The organism is Phascolarctobacterium sp. ET69, assembly GCF_023336935.1.
In the GTDB taxonomy this organism is placed as follows: domain Bacteria; phylum Bacillota; class Negativicutes; order Acidaminococcales; family Acidaminococcaceae; genus Fusicatenibacter_A; species Fusicatenibacter_A intestinipullorum.
Genome location: NZ_JAMBLR010000003.1, coordinates 22,489 through 35,949, shown reverse-complemented (window position 1 = coordinate 35,949; position 13,461 = coordinate 22,489). Strand labels below are relative to the sequence as shown.

Annotated in this window: 11 protein-coding genes and 5 tRNA genes; 8 read left to right on the top strand and 8 right to left on the bottom strand. The window is 47.3% G+C overall.

The annotated features are described in order from the left end of the window. Positions 1-22 precede the first annotated feature (22 nt). A complete protein-coding gene (locus tag M3079_RS05385; protein WP_249077760.1) occupies positions 23-1,087 on the top strand; it encodes an alpha/beta hydrolase in 1,065 nt (354 codons plus the stop codon). Between the two features lie 18 nt (positions 1,088-1,105). Further along, complete coding sequence (locus tag M3079_RS05380) at positions 1,106-2,185, top strand: alpha/beta fold hydrolase (RefSeq protein ID WP_249077757.1); 1,080 nt, start codon at positions 1,106-1,108, stop codon at positions 2,183-2,185. A 56-nt stretch (positions 2,186-2,241) separates the two neighbouring features. Here the strand turns inward: M3079_RS05380 and serS are convergent, their stop codons facing one another. Next, on the bottom strand, positions 2,242-3,522 hold the full coding sequence (gene serS / locus M3079_RS05375; protein WP_249077756.1) for a serine--tRNA ligase: 1,281 nt from the start codon (positions 3,520-3,522) through the stop codon (positions 2,242-2,244). A 337-nt stretch (positions 3,523-3,859) separates the two neighbouring features. On the opposite strand from serS, the gene M3079_RS05370 reads away from it, so the two are divergent. The 5 genes from M3079_RS05370 (at position 3,860) to M3079_RS05350 (ending at position 4,265) form a co-directional block, all read left to right on the top strand. Continuing rightward, positions 3,860-3,935 (top strand) — tRNA-Lys (locus tag M3079_RS05370). Between the two features lie 3 nt (positions 3,936-3,938). After that, positions 3,939-4,013, top strand: a tRNA-Glu gene (locus M3079_RS05365). 3 nt (positions 4,014-4,016) lie between these two features. Then, positions 4,017-4,092, top strand: a tRNA-Val gene (locus M3079_RS05360). 16 nt (positions 4,093-4,108) lie between these two features. Continuing rightward, positions 4,109-4,185, top strand: a tRNA-Asp gene (locus M3079_RS05355). A 4-nt stretch (positions 4,186-4,189) separates the two neighbouring features. Next, positions 4,190-4,265: transfer RNA gene (locus tag M3079_RS05350), tRNA-Phe, on the top strand. Between the two features lie 139 nt (positions 4,266-4,404). On the opposite strand, the gene M3079_RS05345 is transcribed toward M3079_RS05350, so the two are convergent. After that, positions 4,405-4,995 (bottom strand): hypothetical protein, encoded by a 591-nt coding sequence (locus M3079_RS05345; protein WP_249077754.1) that lies wholly within the window; start codon positions 4,993-4,995, stop codon positions 4,405-4,407. A gap of 13 nt (positions 4,996-5,008) precedes the next feature. Then, positions 5,009-5,719: a hypothetical protein gene (locus tag M3079_RS05340; RefSeq protein WP_249077751.1), complete on the bottom strand. Its 711-nt coding sequence runs from the start codon at positions 5,717-5,719 to the stop codon at positions 5,009-5,011. Between the two features lie 266 nt (positions 5,720-5,985). Between M3079_RS05340 and M3079_RS05335 the strand changes: the two genes are divergently transcribed. Next, a complete protein-coding gene (locus M3079_RS05335; RefSeq protein ID WP_249077749.1) occupies positions 5,986-7,299 on the top strand; it encodes a dicarboxylate/amino acid:cation symporter in 1,314 nt (437 codons plus the stop codon). 238 nt (positions 7,300-7,537) lie between these two features. Here M3079_RS05335 and phnW read toward each other — a convergent pair whose 3' ends face one another. The 5 genes from phnW to ychF all read right to left on the bottom strand — a co-directional run bounded on the left by phnW (position 7,538) and on the right by ychF (position 13,450). Next, positions 7,538-8,641 (bottom strand): 2-aminoethylphosphonate--pyruvate transaminase, encoded by a 1,104-nt coding sequence (phnW, locus tag M3079_RS05330; protein WP_249077748.1) that lies wholly within the window; start codon positions 8,639-8,641, stop codon positions 7,538-7,540. A gap of 14 nt (positions 8,642-8,655) precedes the next feature. Further along, positions 8,656-9,654 carry an extracellular solute-binding protein gene (locus M3079_RS05325; protein WP_249077746.1) on the bottom strand — a complete coding sequence of 333 codons (999 nt, stop codon included), beginning with the start codon at positions 9,652-9,654 and terminating at the stop codon, positions 8,656-8,658. After that, positions 9,638-11,320 carry an ABC transporter permease subunit gene (locus M3079_RS05320; RefSeq protein WP_249077745.1) on the bottom strand — a complete coding sequence of 561 codons (1,683 nt, stop codon included), beginning with the start codon at positions 11,318-11,320 and terminating at the stop codon, positions 9,638-9,640. Before M3079_RS05320 ends, M3079_RS05325 begins: the two co-directional genes overlap by 17 nt. After that, positions 11,317-12,087 carry an ABC transporter ATP-binding protein gene (locus M3079_RS05315; protein ID WP_249077744.1) on the bottom strand — a complete coding sequence of 257 codons (771 nt, stop codon included), beginning with the start codon at positions 12,085-12,087 and terminating at the stop codon, positions 11,317-11,319. The genes M3079_RS05320 and M3079_RS05315 overlap by 4 nt, the downstream gene beginning before the upstream one ends. A gap of 256 nt (positions 12,088-12,343) precedes the next feature. After that, on the bottom strand, positions 12,344-13,450 hold the full coding sequence (ychF, locus tag M3079_RS05310) for a redox-regulated ATPase YchF (RefSeq protein ID WP_021716046.1): 1,107 nt from the start codon (positions 13,448-13,450) through the stop codon (positions 12,344-12,346). Positions 13,451-13,461: the final 11 nt, after the last annotated feature.

Sequence of the window (13,461 nt, the reverse complement as noted above, 5' to 3'; positions counted from 1 at the left end):
TATAAAGAAAGGAACAGCTACCATGAAATTACGCAGAACTTTACTTACCGCAGGCCTTATAATGGCATTAAGCGCAGGCGCAGCTTTTGCAGCCGAACCTGCAAACACTAACCCCTGGGGGCTTGTTTACCGCAATGCCATTACTCAAAACGTAAAAGGGCAGGTAAATATCCACCCAGTAAGCTACAAGCTGAACGGGCTGAAAATTGCCGCCAATGTTTACACCCCGGCAGGCTATGACCCGGCAAAAAAATACCCCGCTATTGTTGTTGCCCACCCCAACGGCGGCGTTAAAGAACAGGTTGCAGGGCTGTACGCCCAGCGCCTTGCCGCACTCGGCTACATCACCATCACGGCTGACGCTGCTTATCAGGGCGCAAGCGCAGGCGAACCGCGCCACACCGACAAGCCCTTCTACCGCACAGAAGACATTCACGGCATGGCCGATTATATTATGACTTACCCCGGCGTTGACCCTGACCGCATGGGCGTGCTCGGCATCTGCGGCGGCGGCGGTTATACGCTTAACGCTGCCAAAAGCGACAAACGCTTTAAAGCAGTTGCAACTTTAAGTATGTTCAACAGCGGCGAAGTAAGGCGCAACGGCTATATTAACAGCGGCCTTGACACCATACAGCAGCGCCTGCACGAAGCAAGCGATGCCCGTGCCGTTGAAATTACCAAAGGTGAATACCCCATCAGCGGCAACGTTGATTTTGACGCACTCAGCGATGAAGATATTGCCAAAATACCTACCGACCTGTACCGCGAAGGCATGATGTACTACGGCCGCACGCACCGTCATCCCAACTCCACCTTTGCCTATACCACCAGCAGCCTGATGGAGCTGATGGCCTGGGGCGCTACCGACCAGCTTGAACTTATCGACCAGCCGCTGCTGTTAATGGCAGGCAGCAAAGCCGATTCCCTGTACATGAGCAAAGAAGCCTACGAAAAAGCTACCGGCACCAGGGATAAAGAACTGTTCCTCGTTGACGGCGCAACACATATCCAGACTTACTATGTGCCCGAATATGTTGACCAGTTTGTTGCCAAATTGCAGGACTTTTACGGCAAACATTTGTAATAAAAAGAAGGTAATACTATGCAGCACAAAACAACCAAAACACTTGCAGCAGCCGTGCTTGCGCTGATGCTGAGCACAAGTGCCTACGCCTTTGAAAAGCCCGTAATGCTTGCAGACCAGGGCAGCTTTTTTGCAGGCGGCAGCGTAGTAACGGCACCCGGCAAATTCGATTACAACAACCCCACCAACCCGCAGGGACAAACCCTGCACGGCGACCACGCCTATGTTTTTTACCAGAAGCCGGTAAATGCCCATAAACTGCCGCTGGTATTTTTACACGGCGCAGGGCAGAGCAAAAAAACATGGGAAACCACTCCGGACGGACGCGACGGTTTTCAGAACATCTTTTTGGAACGCGGCTACGCCACTTACCTTGTAGACCAGCCGCGCCGCGGTGACGCAGGGCAGGCAACCGTTGACGGCACTGTAAACGCCACAACCAATGACCAGTTCTGGTTCAGCAATTTCCGCGTCGGCGACGCGCCGGAATTTTTTAAAGGCGTACAGTTCAGCAAAGACCCGGCAGCGCTTGACCAGTACTACCGCCAGATGACACCCAACACCGCACCGTATGATCAGAGCGTTGTTGTTAATGCTTTAAGCGCAGTTTTTGATAAAACCGGCGACGGCGTGCTCATCACCCATTCTCAGGGCGGCGGACCGGGCTGGCGCATTGCCATTAAAAACCCCAAAGTCCGCGCCGTAATCAGTTACGAGCCGGGCAGCAGCTTTGTGTTCCCCAAAGGCGAAGAACCGGAAGCCATTCCTACATCAAGCCCCTTCGGCCCATTGCAGCCGGAAACCGTAACGCTTAACGAATTTATGCATCTGACCAAAATTCCTATCGTCATTTACTACGGCGACAACATTGCCGAAAACTACACCGACGAGTGGAATAAAGATTCCTGGCGCATCCGCCTGGATACGGCGCATAAATTTGCGGCAGCCATCAACCGCCACGGCGGCGACTGCACCGTTGTCCACCTGCCGGAAATAGGCGTTACCGGCAACACGCACTTTCCCTTCAGCGACCTTAACAACGTACAGATTGCAGACTTAATGCAAAACTGGCTGCACGAAAAAGGCTTGGATAAATAAAAACTTAAAAAGCCCTGCCAACAAGGCAGGGCTTTTATTATTAACTGATACGTTGTTTATTTTTCGGGAACTGCAATAACGTCACAGCCCATGTACGGACGCAGAACTTCAGGAATTACCACGCTGCCGTCAGCCTGCTGGTAGTTTTCCAAAATTGCGCATACGGTACGTCCAACAGCAAGGCCGGAGCCGTTAAGCGTATGTACATATTCCGGCTTGGACTTGGCATCGCGGCGGAAACGGATATTTGCGCGGCGTGCCTGGAAGTCGAGGCAGTTGGAGCAGGAAGAAATTTCGCGGTACATGTTGGCAGCTGGCAGCCATACTTCAAGGTCGTAAGTAGTGGCGCTGCTGAAGCCCAAATCGCCGGTGCAGAGGCGGACTACCCTGTAAGGCAGGCCCAGAAGCTGCAATAAATGCTCGGCATTGTGGGTTAATTTGTCAAGCTCCTCCCAGCTGGTTTCAGGTTTTACAATTTTAACCATTTCTACCTTATTAAACTGGTGCTGGCGGATTAAGCCGCGGGTATCGCGTCCGGCGCTGCCGGCTTCACTGCGGAAGCATGCGCTGTAAGCGGTATAATATTTCGGCAGGTCTTCGCCGTTTAAAATTTCACCGGCGTGGTAGTTGGTTAAAGTAACTTCTGCCGTCGGAATCAGATAGTAGTCCAAACCTTCCAGTTTGAACATATCTTCGGCAAACTTCGGCAGTTGGCCGGTGCCGAACAAAGTATTGCTGTTAGCCATAAACGGCGTAAACATTTCGGTGTAGCCGTGTTCTTTGGTGTTAATATCAAGGAAGAAATTAATTACCGCACGTTCCAGGCGGGAACCAAGGCCTTTGTAGAAGGTAAAACGTGCGCCGGTAACTTTAGCGGCACGGTCAAAATCCAGAATGCCCAGTTTTTCGCCGATATCCCAATGGGCCTGCGGCTCAAAATCAAATTTGCGCGGCTCGCCCCAGCGGCGTACTTCCGGGTTGTCGGAATCATCTTCGCCAACCGGAACATCCGGAGCAGGCATATTAGGAATGGTATATAAAATAGCGTTTAACTGTGCTTCGATATCTTTTAATTTTGCATCGCCTGCGGCAATTTCTTCGCCAAGGGCGCGCACTGCTGCCATTTGCGCGTCAGCATTTTCACCGGCTTTTTTCATGCGGCCGATTTCCTGAGATGCGCTGTTGCGCTGGCTTTTTAATTTTTCAACGCTTAAAATAACTTCGCGGCGCTGTTTGTCCAGCTCCAAAAAAGCGTCTAAATCTATTTTGGAATGGCGCTTTGCCAGTGCTTCTTTTACCGCATCAGGATTTTCCCTGACAAAATTCATGTCTAACATGTACATTCCTCCAAATTTACTTCTTTACTATAATATTTATATTTTATCACAAACACGGGCAATATTAAAGTAAAGCCTGTATAATCAGCAAAAAATCTTATATTTTAATGTTATGATACCTTTGTACTGCACTTAAACTGCTTAATATTAAAATTCTATTTTTCTTGTAAGGCAGCGCCAAATTAATGAATTAAGAGTGCATAATTTTATTTTACAGAGAGCGGAAACAAAAATTTTCAGCGATACCAACTGCATTTTTAAAATTTTTTTCAAAAAACACTTGACGGCGCGCATAAAAGTTAGTATACTATCTCTTGCACAGTTCTAAAACTTGCTTGGCCCATTAGCTCAGTTGGTAGAGCACCTGACTCTTAATCAGGGTGTCGTAGGTTCGAGGCCTACATGGGTCACCATGTGGCCGGTTGGTCAAGCGGTTAAGACACCGCCCTTTCACGGCGGTATCGGGGGTTCGATTCCCCCACCGGTCACCATATGGGCGCTTAGCTCAGCTGGGAGAGCGTCTGCCTTACAAGCAGAATGTCAGCGGTTCGATCCCGTTAGCGCCCACCACTTCTCAATTAAATACGGCCCGGTGGTTCAGTTGGTTAGAATGCCGCCCTGTCACGGCGGAGGTCGTGGGTTCGAGTCCCATCCGGGTCGCCATTATGCCTCGGTAGCTCAGTTGGTAGAGCAAAGGACTGAAAATCCTTGTGTCCACAGTTCGATTCTGTGCTGAGGCACCATAAACCAAAAAATCCTGCTTTTTTAAGCAGGATTTTTTATTTTTCAACACCCGACACTTTGGGCATTCAGCAATTAATTTTACAATAAAAAAACAGGCAGCAGCTTTACCGGTTATCAGCATGCTTCTGCCTGTTTTCTTTAAGCCGCAGTATTCTGCGCACGTTCGCGGCTTTTCATCTGCACCAAATCCATTTTGGTAAGTCCCAAATCAACATTGTCATTCAGTTTGTAATCTATTATTGTTCCTGGCGGGCAGTCAATTTCCCTGCCTTTAAAAAACATTCCCGAAAACGGCACCACAAACCCTATTGCCGTGCCTACCGCCATGTTGGCGTAATTAATGCCGCCTTTAATTTTTACATCCTGCTTAAAGCTGACGGGTTTACCGTTGGCAAGCAGCACATCATCAAGCTTAATGCGTATAACCGCACTCTGGTTAAAAATGCGGCTGCCGTGCGCTTTGCGTATAACACCGCTGAATTTTGTCCCTTTCGGCACAATAACAATATTTTCTACCGCAAGGTCATCCTTCAGTTCAAAATTAACGGTATCGCCTTTTTTATTAACGTTGCTGTCAAGTTTATCAAGCAGTATTAAATTTATAACCGTATCTTCCGGAATATATGCGTTGCCTGCTTCCACATCTTCTATTTCATCCGCAAAAGCGGCGGAAGAAAGTGCAAAAAGCATTAAGCACACAACTGCCAGCACAGATAAAAACTTTTTCATAATCACCGCTCCGTTACCTGTTTTGCATCAGCCTGTTGGCGTAATTACGCATTTGCTCGTTGGCCTTTTTGGTAAAACCGGCAGGCGGCAGTGCAAAGGCGGTTTCTGCATCTACAGTTTCGCTCATTTCCACCACGGTAAAGCGCGGCAGGGTATTTACTTCGTAGCCTTTCCAGTCGGCAGTGCCTTTGGCAAAGTAAAAGAACATTACGCGTTCGCCCTGCGTCATCTGGTCATAATCATAGCCTGTAAGGTTGTCGTTGCCGCTCTGCGGGCGTTCGTTAAACCAGTTTACCAGAGTTTCCGCAAACGGCAGGCTCATTCCCGGCAAAGCCGGAAGTTCATCATAAGTTTTATTAACGTAATCTATAAAATACCAGCGTCCGCCTTTGGCGAAGCTGCAGTAATCGCGCACAACTTTGCCCTCGCCGTCCGTTGTTACGCTGCGCTCGGCATTAATGCCGTTCATTTCATTATATTCCGTGCGGATGTAATGCACTTTCTGCGCCGCCGTCAGCTTGGCGTAGGCATCGGGCTCAAGCACTTCTTTCATATCAATGGTCTGTTCAACAATAAGATGCACCGGATGCTTATCGCTGTTTAAAGCGCCGCCCAAAAGCTCGATTGTGCGCTGCCCCGGCCCGAATTCCGCCGCCATAACGCACGCCGCATTAAAAAGCATCAAAGTAAAAACCGCCGTAAGGCTTAACAAAAATTTTCTCATTGCTTTCACCTCATTTGTAAGATAATTTAATTATAACATATTAAATAAGAAAATTACCGCCTGCAGCCCGCAGTTCTTTTGTAAATTTACTTTGGGCATTATCTGAATTTTTAAATATTTTTTACAAAAAGCATAGCATTATTGAATTAGTGTATACTTTTTCCTTGCTATTATGGCATTATATGGTATAATTAATTTTATAAAGCGAAGTAACGGCATGGCTTCATCATTACTTTGCAAAATAAAAAAGAAAAGAGGTATCTCACATGACTGACGAAAAAAAGAAAGTTGATGTGAAGGAAACAGCCGATTCCATCATCCGTGAAACCAAGGCTAAATCCAATAACAGCCAGTTTGTTTTGTGGTTTGCGGCACTGATTCTCGGCGCTGTTTTAGGCTGGATGGGCATTCCGGCGCTGAACGAATTCTTTAATTTCGTAGCAACCGTATTTACCCGCCTGTTCCAGTTCATTGCAGTTCCTACTATCGCGCTGGCGGTTATCACCACGCTGGCAGCTCTTGGCGGCAACAAAGAAACCGGTATTATTTTTGCACACGCTGTTGTGTATACCTTACTTACTACATTTTTAGCCGCCTTTATCGGCCTTGGCCTGTACCTGTACATTGCCCCGGATAACCTGCCGGCAGAAATTGTTAACGCAGGCTCCGACGTTGTTAAAGGCCAGAGCGTAGCAGCACTCAGCTACTATGACCACATTCTCGGCGTTATTCCTAACAACGTACTGGCTCCGTTCCTTTCCGGCAACGTACTTTCCGTTATGCTTATTGCTGCTGCCGTTGGTCTGGCACTGGCTTTCATGCCGAAAACCGAAAACCGCGAAGCACTCCTTAAAATCATTCAGGGCGTTCAGGAACTGGCATTCACCCTTATCCGTGCTATCCTTTACGTTCTGCCGATTGGTATCGTTGCTTTCGCAGGCCAGCTTTCCGCACAGATTGAAGCAGGCGTAATCGTTGGCGCACTGGGCAAATACACCGCAGTTGTAATGCTCGGCAACGCTATTCAGTTCTTCATCGTTCTGCCGATTATCCTCGTAATCCGCGGCCTTAACCCGATTTACGTTATGCGCCAGATGGGCCAGGCAATCGCTGTTGCACTCTTTACCAAGAGCTCTGCCGGCACCCTGCCTGTAACCCTGGCATGCTCCGAACAGAACCTGAAATGCAACCCGAAGGTTTCCCGCTTCGTACTGCCTATCTGCACCACCATCAACATGAACGGCTGCGCAGCTTTCATTCTGGTAACTTCCCTGTTCATTATGCAGAATGCCGGTTTTGAACTGACCATGACCACCATGCTGACCTGGGTATGCATTGCAGTTCTTGCTGCAGTAGGCAACGCAGGCGTACCGATGGGCTGCTACTTCCTGACCCTCTCTCTGATGGCAGGCATTGGCGCACCGATTGGCTTAATGGGTATTATCCTTCCGATTTACACCATTATCGACATGATCGAAACCGCTGAAAACGTATGGTCTGACGCTTGCGTATGCGCAATGGTTGACCATGACCTTAAAGGCAAACTTTCCGACGACGGTGAAATTCCCGCCGCTCTGTAATAAGCCTTAAAGCCTTACAAAAATTAACACCCGTGCTGTAAAGCGCGGGTGTTTTTATTATGTGCTGCCATAAAAAAACAGAAAGCTAATTGCAGCACCCAACAGAAAATTAAAAATCCATGCCGTACAACTCTTTAAAAGCATCTTTTCCAACAGCAAAATTAAAATCTGCCACAGCTGCCCAATACAGCACAAAAGCCAGAAGCAAATGCCTCTGGCTTTTTGAATTCACTTATTTTTAATTTTCAGCGCTTACAAAATCCTTAAAAATGCCAAGGATTTTTTCCACATCGTCCATGTAAATTTCGCCGATATTGCCAAGGCGGAAGGTTTCCGCATCGGTAAGTTTGCCCGGGTAAATTACATAACCGTGGTCTTTTAAATAAGCGTACATTTTTGCAAAGGTAAATTTGCAGTTTTCGGGGTAGAAGAAAGTTGTAATAATCGGCCCCTGATGTGCTTCGTCGATATAGGCTTTAAAGCCAAGCTCTTCCATACCTTTGCGCAAAGCCCTGTTGGTTGCGGTATAGCGTGCATTCCTTGCGGTAATGCCGCCTTCTGCTGCCAGTTCTTTAAGCGCCTGGCTGAAAGCCGCCACAACATGGGTAGGAGAAGTAAAACGCCATTTGCCGCCGTCTTTTTCCATAGTTTCCCACTGGGCATATAAATCAAGCGAAAGGCTGCGGGCAATGCCTTTGGTTTGTTTTAAATCGCCAGTTTTGGCAATAATAAAGCTGAAGCCGGGCACGCCCTGAATGCATTTGTTGGCGCTGCTTACAAGATAGGTAATGCCAAGCTCCGGCACGTTAATATCAACGCCGCCAAAGCTGCTCATGGCGTCTACAATAAATTTTTTGTTATATTTTTTGGCAAGTTCGCCGATAGCGGCAATGTTGTTCAAAAGGCCGCTGGTGGTTTCGCTGTGTACCATGGAAATATGGGTAATGCTGCCGTCGGATTTTAAAACATCCTCCACAATGGCCGGGTCGGGCACGTGCGCATAATCTTCTTCGTAAACCACGTACTTAATGCCGTGGTAATCACACATTTCCACCATGCGTTTGCTGTATGCGCCGTTTTGCAAAACCAGCACTTTATCCGTACTGGAAATTACACTTGAAAGTACGCTTTCAACACCAAAGGTCCCGCTGCCCTGCATCAGCACGGTAGTGTAATCGCCGTTATCTGCATGGGCAAGTTTTAAAAGGCCGGTGCGTATTTCCTGCGTCATGTTTTTATAATCTTCATCCCAGGTGCAGCGGTCAATCTGCATAGCTTCCTTAACGGTTTCCGTAGTCGTTAAAGGGCCTGGAGTTAAAAGTTTATAAGTATTTTTATCCATTTATGTCACCTGATTTATTTTTTAATAAGGTCCTGATGTTTTTGCAAAAGTTCTACGGTTAAAGGCTCTTTGTAAACTTTCGGATTAGCCGGTTTGTTGGCGTCGTCAACCTTTTCGCCTTCAAACAATGCTACCGGGTAAATTTTCAAAAGTTCCGGGCGGGCATTTTTAAGAATGCATTCGGCAATTTTTTTAGCCTGTTCGTTTTCGGCGGCATTTTTATCAATAACAGCAACGGATTCAGTCAGCATAAAGTTTCCTTCAACAGGGTCTACATAATCAACCGGCAGGCCTTTGGCTTTATCGGCAACAGCCTGATGGCGCAGGCCGAAGCCTACTGCAACTTCACCGGCACGGATTTTTTTCAGCGGGCCGGAGCCGGATTTTTCCAGATGCGGCATAGCGTTGGCTTCGATTTGTTTCATGATTTTGGCGCCTTCTTCGTCACCGTATTCGTTAAGCACAGCCTGGGTCATCAGCCATGCGGTGGAAGAACCGGTAATATCAGGTACGGAAATATGGCCTTTATACATCGGGTCTGCCAAATCTTTAATGGCTTTCGGCATCGGCAGGTTGGCTTTTTTAAGTTCTTCGGTGTTTACAAACAGGGCGCCGCAGTTGCCAAGCACAGGCACATAAAAGTTGGGGTGTTCTGCCAGCGGTTTGGCTGCGTCTTTAATTTCAAGGAACATCGAGTGCTGTTTCTGGTCACTGTCTAAATAATAGCTGGTCATGGTTACAACATTGGCTTCAATGTTTTTTCCTTCGGCAGCAAGTTTACCGCCAAGTTCGGAAGTGCCGAAAGACTGCATGATATATTTTCCTTCAAAACCGTTTTTATCAAGTGCGTTTTTCATTGCGGTCTGCGCTTCTTCATCGGAATTGGTGTAAATTACGGTTTGTTTTACTGCGGCTGCGTCCTTGCCGCCTTCACTTCCGCCGCATCCGGTGATACCTGCTGCCAGGCAGCCAATCATCAGTGCTGTGGTTAACAACTTAGCAAAATTTTTCATTGGGATTCTCCTTTGCTTTGAATAAATTTTTAATTTTTTTATAAAGAGGAATTTCCTCCTGTTCAGCAAGTTTGTCGAAGAAGGTTTTAGCCACCACGTTGGTAAAGAAAATCAGGAGTGACAATACAAACACTGCGTCAAATTTTTCAAAATATTGCAGCTCCTTAATTTTGGTGGTAATAACCATTGTCCGCGCACCTGCCAGAAAAACAATGGCGCTGATTGTTACCATGGCGTTAACGAAAAAGTAGCTCAGCATCTGGCAAATGGTTGCCCTTGAATTGGGTATTACTACTTTAATTACCGTTTTAAGCCAGGTATCGCCCATTAAAAGGCCCGTGGTTTCCCACGATTCATTCATTTTGGAAAGCGAAGATTTAATCATTAAATACGGCGTGGTGAAAAAGTGCAGGATGTTGGCAATTATTAAAATTGCAAACGTGCTTTGCAGCGGCGTACCCGAAAAGATAAAGATGAATGCAACGCCAAGCACCATGCCCGGCACCGTATTGGTTACCATGGCAATAACGTCCATAATAATTTTGCAGTATTTGTTAAGGTCGCTGCGCGCATTAACCATGGCTGCCGCGTAGCACAGCACCGTGCCTGCCACCGCCGTAATGCCAGCCACCATTAAGGAGTTTACGTAAACATCCACCAGCGAATTATCGCTGAGCACGCGTTTTAAGGTGTCAAGCGTAAACACCGGCTGGTACGGCCAGCTTTTTACAAACGGCACAATGAACATAATGGCAAAAACCGAAACAAACAGCAGTGCAACCGCTGCAAAAAACAAGCCGAAAGCACCGTCGCGCATAAAGGAGCGCTGCACCTCATAACGGCTGATTTTGTTATAGCGGAAATTGAATTTTTCCATATAGCGGAGCAGCATAACGCTGATAACAGAAGGCACCAGCATTGCCATTGCTATAACACTGCCGCGTTCAAAATCAGGCAGGGCGCCCATCATTTTCATATACAGCTCAACGGCAATCATATTGTATTCGCCGCCGATGGATACCGGAATGCCGAAATCCGTAAAGCTGAGGAAAAACGATAAAATGAACGCCGCCATCAGGCTGCCCAAAAGCGGGCGCACACTCGTCATCCACAAAGTGCGCAGCGGGCTGTCGCCCATAATTTTCGATACCGTAATAAAGTTCTTGTCGATATAAAAGAACGCATTATACAGCACCAAAAACGCCGGCGGCAGGGTATAAACAATAAACGAAATCAAAAGCCCCCAGAAGCCGTAAATCGGAAACAGCTGCTCACCGACAAGTTTTGTTATCAGCCCCTGCTTGCCGAAAGAGTAAATAACGGCAAAGCCGTAGGTAATGGAAGGCAGGAACATCGGCATCATAACCACAAGCTGCAAGCCTTCTTTTATTTTGCCCGGTATGCGCGTTAAATGCAGCCCGTAAGCCAGTATAAACGCCGCAGCCGTGGTAATGGCAGCTTCCAGGGCCGATATTGCAAAGCTGTTGCGGAACGCCGTTAAAAAGGCATCGTCAGTTAAAATGGCGGCATAATTGCCAAGGCCTGTGCCGCTGCCTGTCTGTAAGGATTTGTATGCCAGGTTTGCCAGCGGCAGCCCCAAAAAGAAAGCAAACGCAATGCTTACAAACAAAAAACAAAATTTTAATTCAAAACTTTTTCTGTTCATCTTGCAACTCCGGCAAAAGCACAAGGTTCGCCAAACAGGCGGAAAATATTATCGCGCTTAATGCGCAGCTGCGACAAAATAAATTTTTCCACAAACTGAGTGCGCGGCTGGGTAACAATTACATGCGGCTGGTCGAACTGGGAAATCTGCCCTTCGTTGATAATCAGCACCTTGTCGGAAAGCGTCAGCGCTTCTTCCGGGTCGTGCGTAACAATGATGGTGGTTAAATGATACTGCTTGGCTATAAGCTGAATACGCTCTTTGATGGATTCTTTAATAACGCCGTCCAGCGCGCTTAAAGGCTCGTCCAAAAGCAGGATTTTCGGTTTCATAACCAGCGTGCGCGCCAGGGCAACCCTTTGCTTCTGCCCGCCGCTCAGCTGGTCAATGCGTTTGTTTAAATGCTCTTTTAAGCCCAGCAGGCTGATAAGTTCCTGTACTTCTTCAGCACTGGAAATGCCCGGTTTGTTGCGCAGGCCGTAAACGATATTTTCGTAGGCGTTCAGATTCGGAAACAATGCATAATCCTGAAATACAATGTTAAAGCCGCGGTCTTTCATCGGCACGTTGGTTAAGTCTTTGCCGTCAAAAATAATCTGCCCGCCGTCAATTTCAGTAAGCCCCAAAATTGCGTTCAAAAGCGTTGTTTTGCCGCTGCCGGAAGGCCCCAGAATAGAAACTATCTCGCCGTCATTAATATCCAGCGAAATACTGTCGAGAATGACTTTGCCGTCATACGATTTGCGGATATTTTTTAATTGCAGCATTTTTATTCCTCCATAACTCATTAAAACTGCTCATATTTGCGTCTTTTTTCCTATTTTAACCAGCCATTTTGCGCCCCGCAAGCGTATTTACCGCCTTTTAACCCTACTTTGCCCAAGTTTTACATTACTAACTCAAGCAAAACAATTTCTTAATGATGTTAACCGGAAACAAAAATATTGCCGTAAAAAGCCGCAAAAAAAAGCAGGCAGTGCTTTAAACACTGTCTGCTTTATGCTGTAAACAGCAAATTTTTAATTATACGTTGAAACGGAATTCCACAACGTCGCCGTCCTGCATTACATAATCCTTGCCTTCAAGGCGTACAAGGCCTTTATCACGCGCTGCCGCTTTGCTGCCGCACGCTACAAGGTCATCATAAGATACAATCTCTGCACGGATAAAGCCGCGTTCAAAATCGCTGTGAATTTTACCGGCTGCCTGAGGTGCTTTGGTGCCGCGTTTAATGGTCCAGGCACGGCTTTCGGTTTCACCGGCGGTTAAATAGGTCATCAAGCCCAACAGTTTAAAACCGGCTTTAATCAGGCGGTCAAGGCCTGCTTCTTCAAGCCCTGCCATTTCCAGAAATTCTTTGGCTTCGTCCTCCGGCAGTTCGGCAATTTCCGATTCCATCTTGGCGGAAACAACAATCGTTTCGGCGCCTTCTTCTTCGGCATATTTCATAACAGCCTGTACATGCGGGTTGTTTTCCGGCGCTGCAACTTCATCTTCGGCAACATTGGCAACATACAGCACCGGTTTCATAGTTAAAAGGTGCAGCTCTGTCAAAAATTCCTTTTCTTCATCGGTCAGCCCAAGGCGGCGTGCCGGAACGGCTTCGCCAAGGCCCTCCATAACCTTATCGAGAACGGCTTTTTCCACCGGCACTTTTTTATCGCCGGTTTTTAACAACTTAACAAGGCGTTCCTGGCGTTTTTCCACGGTTTCCATATCGGCAAGGCACAATTCGGTATTGATGATTTCAATATCGCGCAGCGGGTTAATGCTGCCTTCCACGTGCGTAATATTGCCGTCTTCAAAGCAGCGCACAACCTGCGCAACGGCGTCAACCTCGCGGATATGCGCAAGGAATTTATTGCCGAGGCCTTCGCCTTTGGACGCGCCTTTTACAAGCCCTGCGATATCGACAAAGCGCATGGCGGCAGGCACGATTTTTTTGGATTTGAACATTTCGCCCAGCACTTTAAGGCGCGCATCAGGCACATCTACAACGCCCACATTCGGCTCTATGGTGCAGAAAGGATAGTTGGCAGCTTCTGCCCCTGCTTTGGTAATAGCATTAAACAGCGTGCTTTTGCCTACGTTAGGCAGGCCTACAATACCTACTTCTAAATTTGTACTCACATTTATCGCTC